This window comes from Streptomyces sp. NPDC047108 (assembly GCF_040643575.1).
In the GTDB taxonomy this organism is placed as follows: Bacteria; Actinomycetota; Actinomycetes; order Streptomycetales; family Streptomycetaceae; genus Streptomyces.
On the sequence record NZ_JBEYUP010000013.1, the window covers coordinates 147778 to 167307 of the forward strand.

The following is a 19530-nucleotide window of genomic DNA, read 5'->3' on the forward strand; positions in this document are numbered from 1 at the left end:
CCTTTGAAACCGACCGCCGACGCCAGCGGTGAGGTCACGACGCTGGACAAGCGCGTGACCTCACTCGACGACGCCATCCAGGCCATGGCCGAAACCCGCGACTTCGGCAAGCACACGAAGCTGCGGCGGGTCCTGGAAGCACTGCGGCGGGTGCTCATGCAGCCGGGCGGCGCCGCGGCGGTCCAGGCCAGGGCGCAGGCCCTTGAGGAAGCCGGACTTTTCCGGGAGACGGACTGGGCGTCACCGGAGATCCTCATCCCGTCGCTGGTCGGCCCGAGCCTGCACAGCGCAGACGCGGACACCGTGGTCATGGAGGCGACCAGCGAGCTGCGGATGCTCGCCGTCGTCCGCGGCGACTTCGCGCACCCGACGCTGCCCGCCGAGGACGCCCGCCAGTTCTTGTCCCAAGTACTGGCAACGAACCTGGAGTTGCTGTTCACCGCGCCCAGCGAGGCGGAGCGGACCCAGCAGGGCCGGACCGCACAGCTCGTCCGGGACCTGTTCCGCCACCTCGTCGACGAGATCGGCTACGACAGCGTGATGGACAACCTGGTCGACGAGATCTGGCGGATCCTGCGCCAGCGTCCGATCCAGGTCGAAGCCGTGCAGGCCCTGATCACCCGGATCGCGACCTACCGCGCCGACCCCGACGTCGCGCTCGGCGTATCGTCAGGGCAGGGCATCGACCGGCTCATCACGAGCCTGTTCGGGACCACCGAGGCATGCCGGGACGACCCGGGCATCGACGTCTTCCGCTCCCGACTCGAGGCGATGGACACCGTCGGGCTGCAGTACGAGGCGACAGGGTTCGCGCGGGCGATGCACGACACCGGCCTGGTGTCGCCGTACCACGCCGAACTGCTCCGGTTCCTCCTCCACGAGAGCGACTACCTCCTCGGTGAGGCCCTCGGGCTGTCCGACACCGGCCGGAACTGCCTGCTGCGCTACAGCCAACTGGTACACCGGCTGATCGAGGTGGCCGTGCACCCGCAGACCGCGCAGAGCATCTACGGGCTGGCGCTGCTGCTCGACCGCGGCATCCTGTACGAGCCGCCGGTGGTGCCCGCGCTGTGGCGCCAGCTGGCACTCGAGCTCTCCCCGGCCGCGCGGGAGCGGTTGACGACGGTTTTCGGGGATGTGCCGGGACCGGAGGCGCGGCTCGTCGCGGGGGTGCTCTCGATGCTGGGCCAGCCGCTCGGGGTCGGACAGGGCGACAACCCCACCTGCCAGTCGGCCCGCGCGCTGTCGATGTGGTCGTACAACGACCCGGACTACCTGCTGCAAGTGGTCGTCTGGGCGGCCCGCGACGACGAGATCCTCATGCACTTCGAGGGCCGGCCGATCTCCTCGAAGGACAGCGCGACCGGACTCGCGAGCACGCTGCCGATGGACCTGGACCCCGTGTCGCTGCTCGTAGTACCGCACCTGGACCGGATCTACGCCGAGATGGGACGGCGCTGCGCAGCGCGGCCAGGGGACCCGCACCGGTGGGTCAACCCGGAGTTCCACGGCTGGTGGGCGGCTCGTGGGTTCCACATCAACGTCGACGTCGCGACGGGAAACCTGGTCGACCTCGATGACTTCCTGCGGCAGTTCCACGCCGGTTACCACCCGTCCTACAACGGCGATCAGCCGCTGATCCATCCGCAGCCGGCCGGTGTCGCCGTCACGGACAGCGCGGCCCGATACGTCGGCTGGCACGCGATCACGATCCTGCGGACCGCGCCGGACCCACAGGACGTCATGCGGGTGTATTTCTTCAACCCGAACAACGACAGCGGCCAGGACTGGGGCGACGGCGTCGTCGTCTCCACCGCCGGCAACGGCGAGCGGTTCGGCGAGGCCTCACTGCCGTTCGACCAGTTCGCCTCGCGGCTCTACATCTTCCACGCCGATCCGCTGGAGCGCGGCGAACCGGAGCGGGTGCCCGCCGAAGACGTCGCGCGGATCATCGGCTACATCGAGCGCAGCTGGGGCAACGACCGGCTCCCCGCGGGGACGCTGCAAGCCCTCGACAGGCCCACGAGCTTGTGACCCAGGTGGAGAGCCGGGGCTCGAGGCGGAGATCGTCCCCGTACGCCCGACCTCGACCAGCGCTCTGAACGCGTCCCTGTACGGACTGGGTCGCATGACCCTCGGCGACGTCCCGGTCATCGACCTCCCCGAACCGCACACTCAGGGGCGGTTGCGGTCGCGGTGGCGCGCCACCGCGGCGTTGTTCGCGCAGCGGACGGTGCAGTAGGCGCGTCGTCCGTTGCGTGAGGTGTCGACGAAGGCCAGGTTGCAGCGGCGGCAGCGCCCGAGGCGGTCGGCGCCGGACCCGCACACGATGGAGGCGAGACCGCCGGCGGTTCGTGCCTGGATACGGGCTGCGGCATCGGCGTCCGGGGCGTCGTAGTGCAGGTGCGGATGACCGTCGTGCAGGGAGATGTGAGGCGGTGTGCAGCCTGCGGCCAGGAGCGAGTTGACGGCGCGGCAGCGGGCTGCGAGGGACTGCGGGCCGAAGCAGGGGGCGAGGTGTTCGCTCCAGGCTTCCACGGCGGCCGCCTGCGGTTGGTTCAGGTGCGAGGCCACCACGTGATGGTCGTCGAGCAGGGGTTTCAGCGTGTCGGGCGTGAACGGGGCGGGCAGATTGACGAGCCCGGCCGCCAGCAGCGCGGCTTCGACGCCGTAATGGTTGAACTGCATAAGGCCATGACATCAGGGTTGACCGTGCGTCGCGCAAGCTGCCGGACGGGACAGCGTCACCGGAGGTGTGTCCGTTCCGGGGGAGTGGCGGGTCGCAGGCGCACCGGATTCTCCTGACGGCCCTACCTGGAGCAACGCATGTCTCGTGTGACCCTTGAAGACCTTCGTGAGGCCCGGAGGAGGATCCAGGGCGTTGCGGTGCGTACGCCGTTGCTGCCCTGTGCGTGGGCCTCGGACGGCGAGCGGTCGCTCGTGCTGAAGCCCGAGAACCTGCAACGCACGGGTGCTTTCAAGATCCGCGGTGCCTACAACCGCCTGTCCGCGCTGTCGCCTCATGAGCGTGCCCGGGGAGTGATCGCCCAGTCCAGCGGCAACCACGGGCAGGCACTGGCCTGTGCGGCGCGGATGCTGGGCGTCACGGCGACGGTGGTCATGCCGGACACGGCGCCGGCGGTGAAGATCGAGGCGACTCGCGCGCAGGGAGCTGAGGTCGTGCTCGTAGCGCCCGAGGACCGCGAGAGGGTCACCGGGGAACTGGCGGAGGAGCGGCGACATGTGGTGGTGCCCCCGTTCGATGACCCCTACGTCATTGCAGGGCAGGGCACCGTCGGCCTGGAGATCGCTGAGGACGCCGCGGCGCTGGGGCTGGAGTTGGACACGGTCCTGGTGCCGGTCAGCGGTGGCGGTCTGATCTCCGGTGTCGCGGCGGCGGTGAAGCTCTCCGGGCCCGGGGTCCGGGTCATCGGCGTGGAACCGGAACTGGCCGCGGACGCCCGGGAGAGTCTCCACCGCGGAGAGCGAGTCAGCTGGCCGGCCGCCGAGACGGGCCGGACGATCGCCGACGGTCTGCGCATCAGCTCCCTGGGCGTACTGCCCTTCGACCACATCCAGGCCTACGTGGACGACATCATCACGGTCCGCGAAGCCGACATCCGGGCCGCGGTGGCGGTACTCGCCATGCAGGGGCACCTGATCGCCGAGCCGTCCGGCGCCGTCGCGTTGGCGGCCTATCTGTACCAGCAGAACGCCCTGCCGCCCGGCCGCGTGCACGCCTGCGTGATCAGCGGCGGCAACATCGACCCCGCACTGCTGGCGGACCTGCTCGCGCACGGAATCACGGCTTGACCTGCCGGCTCGGGACCCGGGCCTGGTGCCGTGCCCACGGCGGGTGAGGGTCTTCGTGCGCGGCCGCGGCCGCCCCGGGAAGTCTCCGACGCACTGATTCGGACCGCGAGGATCCGGCGGTGCCCGCCCCCGCGATCGGCTCGCCGGTCCGCACCGCCTGTTGGGCAGTCCCTGTACCCAGTTCAGCCGAGCCGGTGCCGTCTGCGCCCCGCGGCTCCCTGGAGAGCGGGAGCCCAGGGAGGTGTCACGTCCGGCGTCATCCGGTGGCAGCCGATTCGCGGTGGGTGGCGAGATAGGCCACGGCGCTGATCACGGGGACGGTGGACAGTACCCACCAGACCCGGTGGTAGCCGCCCAGGATGGTGTCGCTGGCGGGAGTTCCGAGGACGGCCACGAACAGGCTGACGCCGAGGAGGGCGCCGAGTTGCCGGAAGCTGTTGTTGATGGCGATGCCGACACCGAAGCGTTCGGGTGGCAGCGCTTTCGCGGCGGCGCTGTTGAGGGTGGAGAGGGCCAGGCCGACCCCGATGCCGTTGAGTACGAGGGTGGGCAGCCAGTGCGCGGCCCAATGCGGTGAGGAGCCGGTGCGCAGGGCGAGAACGGCGGCGCCGGTGGCGTAGAAGAGGGCGCCGGTCACGAAGACCACGCGGTAGCCGAATCGCTCGGCCAGCCGGCCGGCTGAGGGGGCCACGAGCGCGGTGACGAGAGCGCTGGGGCTGACGGCCAGTGCGGACTTCAGCACGGAGTAGTGCCAGACGTTCTGCAGGAACAGCAGGCTGGAGAGCAGGACGGCGAAGAAGGCCACGGAGAAGATCAGTGTGGCGATGTTGGACGCCTGGAAGTTGCGGATCCGGAACAGGCTCAGATCGAGGGCCGGCCGTGAGGCGTGCCGCGACCGGCGGATCAGTGCGGGGATGAGGACGACACCGGCTACGGCGGCGGCCAGGACGCGCGGATCGCCCCACCCCAGGCGCGGACCGTAGATGACGGCGAAGCTGAGCAGAGCGGGCGCGGCGGCGCTCATGGCGACGCCGAGGGGGTCGGGGAAGCCTCTGCTGCGGATGTTGCGGGTCTCGGTCAGCAGGCGTGCGCCCCAGGCCGCGGTGAGCAGACAGATGGGGACATTCACCAGGAAGACCCAGCGCCAGGTGATGTATTCGACCAGGAGCGCGCCCAGGGTCGGTCCGATCGCGGTGGCGACGGCCGCCATGGCGCCCCAGGTGCTGATCGCCGTGGCCCGGCGCTCACGGGGGAAGGCCGGCAGGAGGAGCGCGAGTGATGCCGGGACGATGACGGCGCCGAAGACGCCTTGGGCGGCTCGCGCCGCGATGAGGACGCCGAGGCCGGGAGCGAGCCCGCACAGGGCGCTGCTGAGCGCGAAGCCGACGAGACCGATCTGGAAGAGACGCTTGGGACCGTAGGTGTCGGCCAGTTGCCCGGCCGGGATCAGGAACGCCGCGAAGACCAGGGTGTAGCCGTTGAGGACCCACACGAGGCGGGCGATGCCGGCGTCGAAGCTGTGGCTGATCGTGTCGAAGGCGACGTTCACGATCGTGGTGTCGAGGAAGACGATGAACACGCCGAGGCTGGTCAGGGCCAGGATGCGGCGGGCCTCCCCTTGCGGGACGGACGCGGAGCGGTCGACCGGCGCCGCTGCTTCCGGGACAGGCTGAGTGGACATCGGAGAGCGACTCCTCACACGGCTATCGGCTATCGGCTTTCGGCGGGCTGCGGGCCCCGTCTGCAAGGCCCACGACACGGGCGCGGCGACCGGCCCGCCCGGGTAGGGGTCAGCTCCACATACGGATGACCAGGGCGAACAGTGCGGTGAAGGCCACACCCAGGAAGATCAGGTACTGCGGGAAGAAACGCCGCCAGCGCTGGGTGAGCACCCCGATCAACGTGAGCACCAGGCCGACGACGACGATGCGCTGACCGCGAGCGAGAGCGGAGCGCAGCACCCAGTCGCCCGCGGGGACCCCGGCGCGCCCCGCCTCGGCCGCGTACACCTTGTAGGGGATGCCGCTGGCGGGCTGGTGCCGTACGGCGGCGGCGCCCTCCTGCCGGATCTCCTGCCGCGCCGCGGTGTGCATGCGTGGGGTGGTCAGCGGCTGGGGCAGGCCGACTTGGGTCGCGGAGTACAGGGCGAGCGCGACCAGACCGCCGACGACGCTCGCCGCTGCGGCGCCCGCGGTGAGCCGCGCCCCCGCCCTCGGCGCGGCGACACACAGGACGGCCAGCGCGACCTCCGGCAGCAACGGCCAGCTCAGCGCTTCGGCGAAGGACCAGGCGCCGACCAGACCCAGGCCCCATCCGGAGACCGCCAGCCGGGCCGCCCGACGCCGGATCCGGCTGTCGCGAGACCGGCACTCGGCCAGGAGCGCGAGGACCTCCCTGCGAGCGGTGCCGGCGTCGGCATCCGCGAGTGGCCGCCCCACGCGCACCTGGACTGCGTGCGGACGCAGCCGTCCTCCCTTGGGCAGCAGTTCGAAGGTGCCGGACAGGGCGACGGGGACCACCGGCACATGGTTCGTGGCGGCCAGTTCGACGGCACCCCGGTGGAACCTGCGGACCTGGCCGTCTCCCCGGGTGCCTTCGGGAAACACGACGACCGCGTGTCCGGCCCGCAGCAGGGGACCGGCGACGTCCTGGAGGTCGCGGTAGCCGCCGCCGTGGCGGCGCACGGGAAAGGCGGCGGCCAGGACCGAACACACCATGCGGCGCATCCCGTTCCGGAACCAGTAGTCGGCGGCGGCCGCCACCCGGGGGGCGTGGGCCGCGTCAAGTGCGGCGAGGAGCGCCGCCGTGTCCGTGTGCGAGGAGTGGTTGGCCACCACCACACAACCGCCGCGCGGCAGCTTCCCGTTGACCGTGATACCGCCGGTGAGGACGAGGAAGGTCCGCCAGAACCGCCGGCGGAGCCACGCAGCGACCAGTAGCCGCACCGCGGGTCGTGCGCTCCGCCCGGCGGTCTCCGCTCCGCGCGTGGTGGACCGCTCGGGCCGCACCAAGCCCCCCGAACGCCTCACCGTGGTCAACCGTCCGGTTGCCGCATGCTTCGTCATGGCATGGCTCCCAACAGGAGAAGGGTGACGAGAAGGGAGTCGATGCGGTCCAGGAGCCCCCCGAACCCGGGCAGCCAGCGGCCCGCGTCCTTCACCCCCGCGCCTCGCTTGATCATGGACTCGAGCAGGTCACCCAGTACGCAGCCGCAGAGCACGGCCAGCCACCGCAGCGGGGTCCAGGCGTCCATGACGCCCAGCGCCAAAGCGGACAGGGCGCCTGAACCCACAACTCCGCCCCAGGTCTTGGCGGGTGAGAGGCCGGACAGGGGCAGGCTCAGGGGGCCGGAGCGCCCCAGTGTCCGCCCTCCACACCAGCCGCCCACATCGGCGAAAGCCACGCTGACGCAGATCGCGATGGCGGTCTCCTCCAGGGACACCAGTCCGGTGAGGGCGACGGGCAGCCAGAGGAGACCGAAGGCCGTCCTGGCCGCACGGGCGGCACCCTGGGTGAGGTCCTGGCCGAGCAGAGGCGGTAGTACGGCCGCGCAGAACAGGGCCCCGGCCATGGGCAGGGTGAGCAGCCCGGGGCGCAGCCAGGCGCCGAGCGGCAGGAGTACCCCGGCGCAGAGGAGCACGGCACCGTCGGCGGAGCGCAGGCCCACCATGCGCGCGTACTCCACGGATCCCACCACGCCGAGCCCGGCCGCGAGCAGGACGGCTCCGGGCGGGCCGAAGGCCAGTGTCCCGCAGAGGATCAGGGCAGTGACGCACCAGGTCCGCCAGCGGCGGCGCAGTTCGGCGTTGTGGACGAAGACAAGGACGAAGCCGCTCACCATGAGCGTCCCGGCGAGGAAGGGGACGGCACGCGCCATCTCCGGCGACAGCGGAACTGCAGAGGGGATCATGACCGGCCGCCCACGGCATCGCGACCCTCACCGACACGGCCGTTGCACAAGGCCCCCACCTGGAACAGCCGCAGCCCGGCCGTCAGTACGGAACCGGCAACCACCACTACGGCGGCGGGCGCATACCAACCGGTCGCCGCGGCGACCGCGATGACGAGGCTGCGTTCGGTCTTCCCCATCGGGCCGCCGTTGATTCTCCGCACCCCGGCTGCCGCCCCGGCGATGGAGATCCATGACGGTGCGGAACCGGCCAGCATGGCACCGAGAACGAGCGGAAGCGATGTGTGCGGCAGAAGGCCGAGAATCATCACGAGATCCGCGGCTCGATCACCGACTTCATTGAGGACCGAGCCCAGGCGTGTCTGCTTTCCTGATGCCCTGGCAATGGAGCCGTCAAGATTTGCGCAGGCCAACCGCGCCGTCAGAAATACCACAACGGGTAGGACGGCCCAAGGGGCGGGCAACATGGCAAGGGATATCGCAGCGGCCCCCGCGCACAGTATTCCGGCGAAAGTGACCACATCGGGAGAAACACCGCCCCGAAGCAACCGCCGCTGCAGCACTGCCAATCGGCGGGTGAACCACGGTTTGAGCGCGTACAGCCCCTTCACGGTCGGACGCTTACGGGCGCGGAGTCGAGGGGCGCGGAGTCGAGGGGCGCGGGGGTGGCGCCGGACGCCCGGATGGCCTCTTCGAAGCCCCGCGGCGAGAGAAAGCTGACGCGGTGGCCCCTGCGAACCAACTCCTCCGTCACCGCCAGGGCGGGTCGCATGTGACCCCAGGCCGGGATGTTGAGCATCAGGATGTGGTTCGACATGGCGAATCCTCCTGCCGAGTTGTGGTTCCGGACCGGGCGTGTGCGATGCGTACGGCGGGACGCTCGGTCCGTGGTGCACTGCGATGACGCGGGTGACGCGGATGACGTGGTCACCGCCGCCATTTGCCTCGGATTGTGCTGCGGGGATCCGGCTCCGCGAGTCCGTCAAGTGACTGCACGGCGCGGTACGGGTGTCGCTTCAGCCGGACTCAGTCGTCCGGCATGGCGAGGCGGTCCGGTGTCGCGTCGGGCACTCAGGCCGGGGCGCGGAAGGCGGCGGCCCGATCGAGGGGTGCTGGTGGTGCGTGTCCGCTGGCCGGGGGCCTGTCGTGTGGCTCGTCAGGACCTGCACGCTTGGAGTGCACACGCCGCGTATACATGGCGTGTATACGCGGCGTGTATAGTCACGGGTCATGTCCATCGGTCACACCCTTTTAGGGCTCCTGGAGGCCGGCCCGCGCCACGGCTACGACCTCAAGCGGGCTTTCGACGAGAAGTTCGGCCACGACCGGCCGCTGCACTACGGCCAGGTCTACTCGACGATGTCCCGGCTGCTGAAGAACGGTCTCGTCGAGGTCGACGGGATCGAGGCGGGCGGCGGTCCCGAGCGTAAGCGCTACGCGATCACCGACGCAGGCATCACCGACGTACAGCGGTGGCTGACGACCCCGCAGAAGCCGGAGGAGTACCTCCAGTCCACCCTCTACACCAAGGTCGTCCTCGCCCTGCTCACCCGGCGCGACGCCACCGGGATCCTCGACACCCAGCGCTCCGAGCATCTGCGCAGCATGCGGATCCTCACCGACCGCAAGCGCCAGGGCGACCTGGCCGACCAACTGATCTGCGACCACGCCCTGTTCCACCTGGAAGCCGACCTGCGCTGGCTGGAGCTGACCACCGCCAGACTCGACAACCTCCGTAAGGCTGTGACCCCATGACCACGTCACCCCCCGATTCCCTGCTCGCCGCGCACGACCTGCGCAAGGCGTACGGCCCGACCCACGCGCTGGACGGCGCCGAGTTCTCCATACACCCCGGCGAGGTCGTCGCCGTCATGGGCCCCTCCGGGTCCGGCAAGTCCACGCTGCTGCACTGCCTCGCGGGGATCGTGCCGCCCGACTCCGGGTCGATCACCTACAACGGGCGTGAACTGACGAAGATGAACGATGCCCAGCGCAGCGCGCTGCGCCGCTCCGAGTTCGGATTCGTGTTCCAGTTCGGTCAGTTGGTGCCGGAGCTGACCTGTGCGGAGAACGTCGCCCTGCCGTTGCGGCTGAACGGCTCCTCCCGCAAGGACGCCGTGCGGACCGCGCTCGGCTGGATGGAGCGCCTGGAGGTCGACGACCTGGGGGCCAAGCGTCCCGGCGAGGTCTCCGGCGGCCAGGGCCAGCGCGTCGCCGTGGCCCGTGCGCTGGTCACAGGACCGCGCCTGCTGTTCGCCGACGAACCCACCGGCGCGCTGGACTCCGTCAACGGCGAACGCGTGATGGAACTGCTGACCGAAGCGGCCCGCGCGACCAACGCCGCCGTCGTCCTCGTCACCCACGAGACACGCGTGGCCGCCTACTCCGACCGCGAGATCGCCGTCCGCGACGGCAAGTCCCGCGAAATGGAGCGCGCCGTATGAGTCCTCGTCAGTGGGCCAGAGACCTGGCCATGGGGGCCCGTTTCACCGTCACCGGCGGACGTGAGGGCTGGGTCCGGATGACGCTCACCGCAGTCGGTGTCGGCCTCGGCGTGGCACTGCTCCTGCTGTGCACCGCACTGCCCAACGTGTTCGCCGCCCGCACCGAGGTGGAGGACGCCCGCTACGACAACACCTTCTCCGAGAAGGCCCCGCCGAAGGCGGACGACACCTTCCTCATCGCCGCCACCGACACCGCCTGGCACGACGACGACATCCGCGGCCGGCTCCTCGAGCCCGAGGGCAAGCAGGCACCGTTGCCCCCGGGGGTCGACAGCTTCCCGGGCAAGGGCGAGATGGTGGTCTCTCCCGCGCTGGGGGACCTGCTCGCCTCGGACGACGCCAAGCTGCTGCGGAAGCGGCTGCCCTACAAGATCACCGGCACCATCGGCGAGAGCGGACTCATCGGCTCCCACGAACTGGCCTACTACGCGGGCGCCTCAGGGCTGAAAATCACCGACTCCTCCCCGGTGCACCGGCTGGCCGAATACGGCAAGCCGGACGAGACACCTCAGAAGACCGACCCGGTACTGCTGCTCATGGTCCTGGTCGTGTTCGTGGCGCTGCTGACACCGGTCGCCGTGTTCATCGCCGCCGCCGTCCGCTTCGGCGGCGAGCGCCGCGACCGCCGGCTGGCCGCGCTGCGCCTGGTGGGCTCGGACCGCCACATGACCCGGCGGTTCGCAGCGGGCGAAGCACTCGCCGGATCCGTGCTCGGCCTGGTCATCGGCACCGCCTTCTTCCTCTTCGGCCGACAGACGCTGGGCTCCACCGAGTTGCTGGGCGTGAGCGTCTGGCCCAGCTACCTCGACCCCACCCCCGCGCTCGCCGCGCTCGTCGCCGTGGCGATCCCGGTCTCGGCCGTACTCGTCACACTGCTCGCGATGCGCGGCGTGGTGGTGGAACCGCTCGGCGTCGTACGCGCGGCCAAGCAGCGCCGCCGCCGGCTGTGGTGGCGGCTGGTGCCGCCACTGGCCGGCCTCGCGATGCTCTACCCGCTGATCGGCAAGGGCCGCAAGAACGGCGACTTCAACCAGTACCTCGTCATCGGCGGCGTACTGCTGCTGCTGATCGGCATCACCGCGCTGCTCCCCTGGGCCGTGGAAGCGGCCGTCGTCCGCCTCGGCAAGGGCGCGCTGTCCTGGCAGCTCGCGGTACGACGACTGCAGCTGAGCAGCGGAACAGCCGCACGCATGGTCAACGGCATCGCCGTCGCGGTCGCCGGGGCCATCGCCCTGCAGATGCTGTTCACAGGGACGCAAGCCCAGTACACCAAGGCCACCGGCAAGGACCCCAGCCGGGTCCAGATGCAGGTCGAATTCAGCGACCGCAAGCCGCTGCCCGGTGTCGAGCGCGACTTCACCGGCACCAAGGGGGTACGGGCCGCAGTGGCCCTGGCCGTCTCGGAGTACGGGGACGCGCGTCGCGACCCGGAGAACAGCAACGGCCTGACCGTGGGCAGCTGCACCGCCCTGCGCGAACTCGCCACCCTTCCCTCCTGCAAGGACGGCGACGTTTTCGTCACGCGAACCAGAAGCCACTACGTCTCTCCCAGCAACGCCGCCGAAATCGCCCTGGTGAAGCCCGGCCGGCAGCTGTACGTCGACCCGTCCTACGGCGACGCCGCCGAACGCGGCGTCGAGGCGCCCTGGACCGTCCCGGCGAACGTGCGCGTGGTGGACGCACGCGAGGACGCAGTGCAGGACTCCAACAGCCTGCTGGTCACCCCTGCCGCCCTGCCCGCCAAGGCCGCGCCCGCGTTGTTCTCGGACGGGGTCTATCTGCGCCTGGACCCGTCGGTGCCGGAGTCACGGGAGTACATACGCAACGCCGTCGCCCGGATCGACCCCCTGGCAAGCACCTACGGCTGGTCGTCGACCCAGGAGGACGCCAAGTACACCTCCATCCGCACAGGCCTGTTCGTCGGCTCCTTCTTCGTGCTGGCACTGATCGGCGCGAGTCTGCTGGTCTCCCAGCTGGAGCAGCTGCGCGAACGCAGGAAGCTGCTCTCCGCGCTGGTCGCCTTCGGCACCCGGCGCCGCACGCTGAGCCTGTCGGTGCTGTGGCAGACGGCCCTACCGGTCGGACTCGGCCTCGCACTGGCCACAACGGTGGGTATAACCCTCGGCTCGGTGCTGCTGAAGATGACCCGTACCCCGGTGGCCATGGACTGGGCGAGCGTCCTGACCATGACCGGCGTGGGCGCGGCCGTGGTCGGGGTGGTCACGCTGCTCAGTCTGCCGCCGCTGCTGCGGATGATGCGCCCGGAAGGCCTGCGCACGGAATAGCCCCTGACAGATCCCCCGAAGTGGGCTCCTCCTGCCAGGAGGAGCCCACTCCTGCACGCAGGCGCCCGGTCGGCATCAGCACAGTCACCGTCAAGGCAACCTCGGCGCACAGCGGGATCCGCAGCCGAGGCGAGCACACCATCGGACGGCGTCGGCCGGGAGCCTGCCGTACTCCTCGCCTTCGTCGGCCTGGCGGCGCTTGCCATCGGATACCGCCGTCTCGTGAAGAACAGCCGATGGTCCGGCGCGCAGATCCCCTGCGAACCTTTTCGATACGTCAGGCGCAGAACAGGGCAACCCCCGCCCGCCTGGGGGCCGCCGAGCCCAGCCCGGCCGTCGAAGCAAGCTGACACCAGGCTCTCGGGAAGTCCGGAGCAAGACATCCCCGAGGCCTTTGGCGACCCTCGGCGGGGGAGTGCAGGTGATGCTGCGGGAGACTGCATCGGGGCGTCGTGGGGTCACGGGCCATCGAGGGCCGGTGTACGGGTCGCGGCCCACGCACTACTGGTCCGGTTCGATGGTCATGCCGAAGTCGTAAAGTTCGGGACTGCCCCGGGCGGTACAGGTGTCCGGCCGACTAGACGATTTCGATGCTCAGTTGGAAGCCCAGTTCTTCAAAGCCCAGTGATGCTGCAACGCGGCGGGAGGCGAGGGGCCGGGCCCGCCACTGAGGTAGCAGCCCGGTGGCGAGGGCGTGTACAACCGCCGCGGAGGCTGTGATCCGCGCCAGTCCTTGTCCGCGCTGCGCCGGTGCGGTCAGTACGCCGATGTGAGCGGTGAGACTTGGCCAGCCCCGATAGCCGGCAGCGGCGACCACTTGGTCATGCTCGCGGACGACGAAGGCGGGCGAGGTGATCTCGTCCATGCCGGCTTCCCCGGCGTCCTCCTCGCCGGCCGATTCCTCCAGCCGCCGCAGGTCCGGGTGGCCGGCCGGTAGTTGCTCCAGCGTCCGTGTCCCGGTTTGCACCGGGCGGAATCCGTCTGCGGAGACATACGACAGCGCTGCCGGTCCGAGCGTCCTCGCTATGGGAAGCACCGTGCGGACTGACGTTCCGTCCACGATGGCTTGTGCCGGCAGTCCGACCAGTGCATCGCGAACGAACGTGGCGGTGCTCTCGGTCGGCACGGTCACGATGGCTGATTCTCCCAGAGCCACCATCCCGACCCATCCGGCTGGGCACAGACCTGATTCGGGGGAGACCGCCACCTTCACACCACCCGCCGGCGGGAACGACACCGGCACGTGCGCCAGGTCCTCCCACAGCCCCCGCGCTCTGGACAGCAACGGATGTATCGACATGGCCCGATCATGACAGCCGGGGCCGGGACGCCGCGGCGTCCCGGCCCCGAGCGTCGTCCTCGCCGACGACTCGGTGGGGTGGGTGGGGGTCTTGAGGACCCGGGAGTGATGCTGCCGGTGCGGGCGCTGGACGGTTGGTGGTGGTGGTGCGGCGGCTTGGTCGTGAGGGGTGGCCGAGACCCGGAACGGTGGGTTAGGTTAGGCAAACCTAAGTTGCTCTCTGTTCTGGGGGTCCGGATGCGTTCCTCGAGTGCTCGTGCCATGGCGCCGACAGTGGCTGAGCGGGTTCGCTCGGTTCTGGCCGCTGCGCATTCGATGACGGTGGTGAGTGACGGGTTGTGTGCTGAGGTCCGCCGGCTCGATGGGGAAGGAGCCATGGGCCACTTCCACCTGCATTCCTCGATCGAGGATGGTGGGATGCAGGCTGTTGAGCGTGTTCCGGTTCGGCTTGAGTTCACCGATATCGCCCCGACTCCCGTGCGTGACCGGTTGCGCGCCCGTGTCACCCTGACCGGACTTCTGGCAGCCCCCTACGACCACGGTTCCACCGAGAGTACGTGCATGGAGTTCGGCCAAGCGCTCCTCGAGAACGCCGAGGAGCGCTCTCACGTCACCTATCAGGAGCTGGAGGCGGCCGAGCTCGACCCGATCGCAACGAGCGAGGCGAGCATGCTCACTCATCTCCTCGACGACCACCGCGACTTGGTTCCCCTGCTGCTCCGCCTCGTCCGTCCGCGTCCGGATTCGGACGTCCTGCGGGTGCTGCCGGTGGGTGTCGACCGTTACGGGCTGACTCTGCGTCTGGAGCGCCTTCGCACCCACCGCGACGTCCGGCTGCCGTTCCGCAGGCCTGTCACCCACATCGACCAGACCGGCCCTCAGATCCGTGCCCTCCTGTCCGCCGCGCGTCGTCTCTCCCACACCGGCCGTCTGCTGGCCTGAGCGGGCGCAACTCGCCCCCAGGGCAGGCCCATTGAGCGGCAGTTGAGAACAGACTGCGGTGGGTGTGGTCGTCTCACCGGCATCGAAGGGTGCAGCCCCGAGTGCGCTCCTCTGACCTGTGACGTTGCAGGAGCTGGGACGACGGTGCCGCGGTGGCCCGGGGTGGCGCGGGGTGGTGTGTGCCGGATTCACCGCGGCCGTGACGCCGAAGACCCCTGCGGGGTGATGTTGTTGTGCAGTGGGGCGTCAGCTATGGGTCAGGTGGGGTCTTACTGGTTGTGCCGTCCCTCGGGCAGTCGCCGCAACTGGAACTCGTCGCTGCGTGTTCCGTTCAGGAGTAGGTCGAGCCGTCCGGTGAGGATGTAGGGGCCTTGGGGGCTGGCGGTCAGTGTCGTGGGGGCGGGGTCGGGCCACGGCACGGAGCGCAACTCCCGCGCGCTGGACCAGCCGTTGGTGGAGCCGAGTTCGATGACCCGGTTCTTGCTGGTGTTGTCGATGGCGTAGAGGGTTCCGGTGCGGGAGAGCAGCAGACCGTCCGGGCTTCCGATGGGCGCGCTGAGCTCTACACGCCGGAACGTCTGCGGTTGGTCGAGCGGGATCTTGACGAGGGCTCCTTCCGCGGACAGGGCGGCGATGAGGTAGCCGTCGGGGTGCAGGACGATGCCGTTCAGGCCGAAGCCCTCGGTGGTTCCGGCGAGCCGGTCGTCCTGGACCAGGACCGATGCGCGCCCGTGCGGTGTCACCTTGTAGATGGCGCCGCTGAGGGAGTCGGTGACGTAGGCGTTGCCGGCTGGGTCGAGGGCGATGTCGTTGGCGAAGTGCTGGCGACCCGGCAGTAGCCGGCCCAAGTCGGTGTAGTGGAGGCGGCGACCGTTTTTCAGGTCGTAGATGCCCAGGCCGGCGAGGCGGTTCTCGGTCTGCGGGGTGCTCCGGTCGGCGACCCCCAGGTCGGCGTTGGTGACCAGGATGCGTCCGCGTCGCTGGTCGACGGTCAGGCCCATGGTGGTGACGAGCTTGAGGTCCTTGACCAGGGTGCGGGCTGAGCCGTACGGGGTGACCAGGGAGGCGGTGCCGTGTGTGACGGATCCGACGAGGAAGGCGTCGCGTCGGGCGTCGTAGGCGATGCCTTCGGGGTGCAGGGAGGGCGCCGAGCCGTGGATCACGTCCGGGTGCCGTAAGGATGTTGCGTCGGCTGCGGGGGCTGCTGAGGCCGGGGACACCACGCCGGCGATGGCGGCGGCTAGGAGCACCCCCACCGCCCGCCTGCTCCAGGCTCGTTGACGCTGGGACGAATGGATCGCACGCATCCGATCTCCTTGTGTAGACGTCCTGGGTAAGAGCGTGTTTCTCACCGCGCGGTTCCGCTCCACCGCAGAACGACGCCGGACGAGGCGCCGGGTGTGTTGCCGGGGGCCTGGGACGCGCGGTGCGCCGCAGGTGGTTCGCCTACGCTGCGCAGCGGGTCGTCTCCGTGGGCTTGGCGGCGCCTGTTGGGGTATGCCTGCGGCGGCCGTCTGTGTGGCCCTGACGTCACCCCGTGCTTCCGCCGGGCACGCTCGTCCGGTCACATGCATCGACGCATCGTAGAGGCGCAGTCAGTACGTGCGGGTGACGTCGCCTACTGCGTATGCGTCCCACCGCATGGGCCGTCTGCTCGGACTTCCGGCTTCATTGCATGGCGCGGATCGGGGTGCGCCCTGCACCGGCGACGTCGGGGCTCTCGCTGATGGAGCGTGGAGCGTGTGCACTAGGTTGGGGCTGCATCGATCAAGAAGAACTCAAGAGGGGGATCCGTGGCGTCCGTACGCCTACCTGCCGTAGCCGTTCTCGCTGCCGTCGCCTTGCTGGCGGGATGCAGCGGTGGCAGCGACGAGAGCAAGGATTCAGGGAAGATCGCCGGAGCCGAGGAGTCGGGCAAGAAGCCGTCGCCTACGGAGTCTTCCCAGTCAGACTCCGTCGACCGGCCGAAGATCAAGGTACCGGGCGATCTGTCTTACGTCTTTGACTGGCAGAAGACCGGTGACAAGGACAAGGACGCCGTGCTCGCCGACACCGAGCAGATGATCAGAGCCGTGGACATGGCCATCGCTCGCCAGAGCCCCACCCATGCGGCCTACCGCTTCTACACGGAGGGGACAGCGGCGGCCGGAAGCGAGCAGTTCATCCAGTCGTTCGTGGACAACAAGATCCGTATCACCGGGACCAAGCGGTTCTATAACGCCAAGGCTCAGGTCAAGAAGGACAAGACCGCGTCTCTCGTGTACTGCGAAGACCAGCGCAAGGCGTACAACAAGAGCCTCAAGACGGGGAAGACCAGCGTGACGGAACCGTCCAAGAACGACTTTGTCATCTACGCAAGCCGACTCCGCGCGAACGATCAAGGCGTCTGGATCACCGAAGAGTTGACGTCCCAGAGGGGTAGCGCCGAATGCCAGGCCTGAATCTCAGACGCCCTCTGGGCATGGGCACGGCGGCATCCGTGACAGTCGTTGTGCTGGCCGCGGGCCCGGCCTGGGCCGGCTACGGCGACGGGGGAGCCACGAACGGGGGAACGCACACCTCCGGCGACGCCGGTGAAGACGGCACGGTATCGGCCACCGCAGGCGGCATCGTCTACGACCACTCGAAGAACGGCTCCGGGAACAACGCAGGTGCTCCTGCACCGGTCGGGAACTGGTCGCCACCGGCATGCTGGTACGCGCCCAAGTACACGCCGAAGCAGTTCAAGAAGTACAAGGAAAAGATCTGGGAGGTGGACTCCACCAGCCCCCAGTGGGACTTCGAGGAGCGCAGGCGATACGTCAACGGCGGACCGTACAAGAACTTCAACCTGGCCAAGTCCGGCAAGGGCTACTGGTGGGACTCCTACTCCGCGTCCAACTACCCTCCAGGGTGGGACAAGTGCAGCAAACCGCCGTTCTGGGTCGACAAGGGTGACCCGCCTCCGGCCGACACCCCGGAAGCCGTCACGCCCGAGATCCTCGCCCAGCTCGCCTATGCCGAGATACGCCTTCCCGATACCAGACTTGAGCTCAACCCCGAGGGCGGGACGAAGGTCAACCTGCCCACGTGGGCGTGGCTGGACAATGCCGCGTTCAGGCCCGTCTCGGTGACAGCGTCCGTCCCTGCCCTGAACATCCAGGCGACGACCACAGCCGAACCCGTTTCCCTCCGCATCGAGCCGGGTACCGACGACGCCCAGACCTACCCCGCCTCCGGTGAGTGCCGCATCGAGGACGGCCGCATCGGCCAGCCCTACACCAAGGGCCATGCGAAAACCGATCCACCGTGCGGCGTGAAGTACCTGCGTTCCAGCGGCGATGGCACCTACCCGCTCAAGGCCACCATCACCTGGAAGATCCACTGGACCGGCACCGGAACAGGCGGCGGCGGGCTCCCCGACGGGCACTTCGGCACCACCCAGGACATCACGGTGGGCGAGATCCAGGCGATCAACCGCTGAGTCGTCGCCACCTGCGCGATGGGGGAGGGCTGTGGGTCGTTTCGGGCACAGCCCCTCCCCGCGGTGTACTCCACCAGGCCCTTCATGCCGGGGTAGGCGGAGCAGACCGCTGAGCCGAGTACTCTCCGTCGATCTGGGTCACAGGTCGTGAGTGTCCGCGGGTTTGGGGGAGGCTGATGTGAGGGCTTGTGGCGATTCTGGGGTGGTTGATGTGCGTGTGCGTCTGGCTGTTGAGGCCGATGTGGCTGCCTTGGTCCGTGTCCGTGATGATGCGGCGCGTTGGATGTTGGCGCGTGGCGTCTCTGGGCAATGGCGGCCGGGTGAACTGGATGATGGTCACTTTCGCCGAGTGATGGCGTGTGGGGAGGTCTGGCTCGGGGAGGTGGGTGGGCGGCTTGTCGGTGGCTGGGAGTTGTGGTGGGAGGACGAGGCTGCCTGGGGTCGGCAGCCGCCGGTGGCCGGTTACGTGCACCGGCTCATGGTGGACCGGAGTGCCGCGGCGCCGGGGACGGGGCGGCTGTTGCTGAGGGCTGCGGAGCGCCGGGTTGCCGCGGTGGGACGGACGTGCGTGCGCCTGGACTGCTTGGCGGGCAATGCGCGGCTCAACAGCTACTACCAGGACGCCGGTTACCGCGTCGTGGGCCACAAGGAGGGCAAGCCTCAGCCGGGTGGTGCGCCGAAGTCCTTCACTCTGCTGGAGAAGGAGCTTCGGCGGGCGGGGGAGGCCGGGGCGTGACCGTTGTGAGGTGCCCGGCGGGCTCTGGTCGGCGTCGTGCGGCTGATGGGTCACGGCGGGGAGCCGCAGCGTCGCCGGGCGTTCCCGTGTCGAGACCTTCTGCTCGAGCACGCTTGCGACGAGCGATTCCATCACCAGCCCCGTACGGGCCAGCCGCAGCCCAGGATGGCGGTGCAACGTGTGTGCGACGATTCGGTGCTGTGGCCGGGACGCGGTTGGGTCATCGTCGGTGCCGAGCAGCGTGGGCGACGTTTCCAGGGCCTTTCGGTTCCCGGTCTCCGGGCTTCACCTTTCAGCGCGTCGGCATCTGGTCCGATCCGTAGGGTGACCGGCCCCTGCGGGGTCCGGGAAGCGCGCCAGAGCGCGCCGCGGTCCCAGGGGAAGGCGGGGTCGCGGCCGCCGCGCTGCAGCACCCTCAGGGTGCGGCGCAGATCGTAGGGCCCGGTGGGGCCCAGCGGCGGACCGGCATCCCCGTCATGCTACGAGCTGCGATCGGGTCTTGCTCCGCGATGTCCGCCGGTCTGGACGGTCGCCAGGCCAGTGCTCATGGTGACCTCACGCGGGGGCGCCGAGCGGC

General features: G+C 69.6%; 17 protein-coding genes. 9 read left to right on the plus strand and 8 right to left on the minus strand.

Annotated elements, in window-relative coordinates:
- Positions 1-3: 3 nt before the first annotated feature.
- Positions 4-2034 carry a hypothetical protein gene (locus ABZ822_RS23675; RefSeq protein ID WP_360857592.1) on the plus strand — a complete coding sequence of 677 codons (2031 nt, stop codon included), beginning with the start codon at positions 4-6 and terminating at the stop codon, positions 2032-2034.
- 141 nt (positions 2035-2175) lie between these two features.
- Here ABZ822_RS23675 and ABZ822_RS23680 read toward each other — a convergent pair whose 3' ends face one another.
- Entirely contained in the window at positions 2176-2688 is a 513-nt protein-coding gene (locus ABZ822_RS23680; protein WP_360857595.1) for a CGNR zinc finger domain-containing protein, read from the minus strand.
- Between the two features lie 138 nt (positions 2689-2826).
- On the opposite strand from ABZ822_RS23680, the gene ABZ822_RS23685 reads away from it, so the two are divergent.
- A complete protein-coding gene (locus tag ABZ822_RS23685; protein ID WP_360857598.1) occupies positions 2827-3813 on the plus strand; it encodes a threonine/serine dehydratase in 987 nt (328 codons plus the stop codon).
- 256 nt (positions 3814-4069) lie between these two features.
- Here the strand turns inward: ABZ822_RS23685 and ABZ822_RS23690 are convergent, their stop codons facing one another.
- From ABZ822_RS23690 to ABZ822_RS23710, 5 genes are all read right to left on the minus strand, one after another.
- Positions 4070-5494, minus strand: a complete 1425-nt coding sequence (locus tag ABZ822_RS23690; protein WP_360857601.1) for an MFS transporter — start codon at positions 5492-5494, stop codon at positions 4070-4072.
- Positions 5495-5603: 109 nt separating this feature from the next.
- On the minus strand, positions 5604-6878 hold the full coding sequence (locus tag ABZ822_RS23695; RefSeq protein ID WP_360857604.1) for a lysophospholipid acyltransferase family protein: 1275 nt from the start codon (positions 6876-6878) through the stop codon (positions 5604-5606).
- Positions 6875-7723 (minus strand): phosphatidate cytidylyltransferase, encoded by an 849-nt coding sequence (locus tag ABZ822_RS23700; RefSeq protein ID WP_360857607.1) that lies wholly within the window; start codon positions 7721-7723, stop codon positions 6875-6877. Before ABZ822_RS23700 ends, ABZ822_RS23695 begins: the two co-directional genes overlap by 4 nt.
- The gene (locus ABZ822_RS23705) at positions 7720-8334 is read right to left on the minus strand and encodes a CDP-alcohol phosphatidyltransferase family protein (protein ID WP_360857610.1); all 615 of its coding nucleotides are present in this window, start codon (positions 8332-8334) and stop codon (positions 7720-7722) included. The genes ABZ822_RS23700 and ABZ822_RS23705 overlap by 4 nt, the downstream gene beginning before the upstream one ends.
- Complete coding sequence (locus ABZ822_RS23710; RefSeq protein ID WP_360857613.1) at positions 8331-8540, minus strand: glycosyltransferase; 210 nt, start codon at positions 8538-8540, stop codon at positions 8331-8333. The genes ABZ822_RS23705 and ABZ822_RS23710 overlap by 4 nt, the downstream gene beginning before the upstream one ends.
- A 413-nt stretch (positions 8541-8953) precedes the next feature.
- Between ABZ822_RS23710 and ABZ822_RS23715 the strand changes: the two genes are divergently transcribed.
- From ABZ822_RS23715 to ABZ822_RS23725, 3 genes are read left to right on the plus strand one after another with little or no spacing between them, the layout of a single operon-like run.
- Complete coding sequence (locus tag ABZ822_RS23715) at positions 8954-9478, plus strand: PadR family transcriptional regulator (RefSeq protein ID WP_360857616.1); 525 nt, start codon at positions 8954-8956, stop codon at positions 9476-9478.
- Positions 9475-10167: an ABC transporter ATP-binding protein gene (locus tag ABZ822_RS23720; RefSeq protein ID WP_360857619.1), complete on the plus strand. Its 693-nt coding sequence runs from the start codon at positions 9475-9477 to the stop codon at positions 10165-10167. The genes ABZ822_RS23715 and ABZ822_RS23720 overlap by 4 nt, the downstream gene beginning before the upstream one ends.
- Positions 10164-12512 (plus strand): FtsX-like permease family protein, encoded by a 2349-nt coding sequence (locus ABZ822_RS23725; protein WP_360857622.1) that lies wholly within the window; start codon positions 10164-10166, stop codon positions 12510-12512. Before ABZ822_RS23720 ends, ABZ822_RS23725 begins: the two co-directional genes overlap by 4 nt.
- A 577-nt stretch (positions 12513-13089) precedes the next feature.
- Here ABZ822_RS23725 and ABZ822_RS23730 read toward each other — a convergent pair.
- Positions 13090-13812, minus strand: a complete 723-nt coding sequence (locus tag ABZ822_RS23730; RefSeq protein ID WP_360857625.1) for a GNAT family N-acetyltransferase — start codon at positions 13810-13812, stop codon at positions 13090-13092.
- Positions 13813-14049: 237 nt separating this feature from the next.
- Between ABZ822_RS23730 and ABZ822_RS23735 the strand changes: the two genes are divergently transcribed.
- On the plus strand, positions 14050-14754 hold the full coding sequence (locus ABZ822_RS23735) for a DUF2470 domain-containing protein (RefSeq protein WP_360857628.1): 705 nt from the start codon (positions 14050-14052) through the stop codon (positions 14752-14754).
- Between the two features lie 269 nt (positions 14755-15023).
- Here ABZ822_RS23735 and ABZ822_RS23740 read toward each other — a convergent pair whose 3' ends face one another.
- Entirely contained in the window at positions 15024-15917 is an 894-nt protein-coding gene (locus ABZ822_RS23740; RefSeq protein ID WP_360857631.1) for a hypothetical protein, read from the minus strand.
- A gap of 630 nt (positions 15918-16547) precedes the next feature.
- Here ABZ822_RS23740 and ABZ822_RS23745 point away from each other — a divergent pair.
- The 3 genes from ABZ822_RS23745 to ABZ822_RS23755 all read left to right on the plus strand — a co-directional run bounded on the left by ABZ822_RS23745 (position 16548) and on the right by ABZ822_RS23755 (position 18953).
- Entirely contained in the window at positions 16548-17195 is a 648-nt protein-coding gene (locus ABZ822_RS23745; RefSeq protein WP_360857634.1) for a hypothetical protein, read from the plus strand.
- Positions 17183-18217 carry a hypothetical protein gene (locus ABZ822_RS23750; RefSeq protein WP_360857638.1) on the plus strand — a complete coding sequence of 345 codons (1035 nt, stop codon included), beginning with the start codon at positions 17183-17185 and terminating at the stop codon, positions 18215-18217. The genes ABZ822_RS23745 and ABZ822_RS23750 overlap by 13 nt, the downstream gene beginning before the upstream one ends.
- A gap of 202 nt (positions 18218-18419) precedes the next feature.
- The gene (locus ABZ822_RS23755) at positions 18420-18953 is read left to right on the plus strand and encodes a GNAT family N-acetyltransferase (protein ID WP_360857641.1); all 534 of its coding nucleotides are present in this window, start codon (positions 18420-18422) and stop codon (positions 18951-18953) included.
- Positions 18954-19530: the final 577 nt, after the last annotated feature.

Bases quoted from the DNA above. Each gene is read 5' to 3' on its own strand.
- ABZ822_RS23680 (WP_360857595.1), bottom strand. From the start codon at position 2,688: ATGCAGTTCAACCATTACGGCGTCGAAGCCGCGCTGCTGGCGGCCGGG.
- ABZ822_RS23685 (WP_360857598.1), top strand. From the start codon at position 2,827: ATGTCTCGTGTGACCCTTGAAGACCTTCGTGAGGCCCGGAGGAGGATC.
- ABZ822_RS23690 (WP_360857601.1), bottom strand. From the start codon at position 5,494: ATGTCCACTCAGCCTGTCCCGGAAGCAGCGGCGCCGGTCGACCGCTCC.
- ABZ822_RS23695 (WP_360857604.1), bottom strand. From the start codon at position 6,878: ATGACGAAGCATGCGGCAACCGGACGGTTGACCACGGTGAGGCGTTCG.
- ABZ822_RS23700 (WP_360857607.1), bottom strand. From the start codon at position 7,723: ATGATCCCCTCTGCAGTTCCGCTGTCGCCGGAGATGGCGCGTGCCGTC.
- ABZ822_RS23710 (WP_360857613.1), bottom strand. From the start codon at position 8,540: ATGTCGAACCACATCCTGATGCTCAACATCCCGGCCTGGGGTCACATG.
- ABZ822_RS23715 (WP_360857616.1), top strand. From the start codon at position 8,954: ATGTCCATCGGTCACACCCTTTTAGGGCTCCTGGAGGCCGGCCCGCGC.
- ABZ822_RS23720 (WP_360857619.1), top strand. From the start codon at position 9,475: ATGACCACGTCACCCCCCGATTCCCTGCTCGCCGCGCACGACCTGCGC.
- ABZ822_RS23725 (WP_360857622.1), top strand. From the start codon at position 10,164: ATGAGTCCTCGTCAGTGGGCCAGAGACCTGGCCATGGGGGCCCGTTTC.
- ABZ822_RS23730 (WP_360857625.1), bottom strand. From the start codon at position 13,812: ATGTCGATACATCCGTTGCTGTCCAGAGCGCGGGGGCTGTGGGAGGAC.
- ABZ822_RS23735 (WP_360857628.1), top strand. From the start codon at position 14,050: ATGCGTTCCTCGAGTGCTCGTGCCATGGCGCCGACAGTGGCTGAGCGG.
- ABZ822_RS23750 (WP_360857638.1), top strand. From the start codon at position 17,183: ATGCCAGGCCTGAATCTCAGACGCCCTCTGGGCATGGGCACGGCGGCA.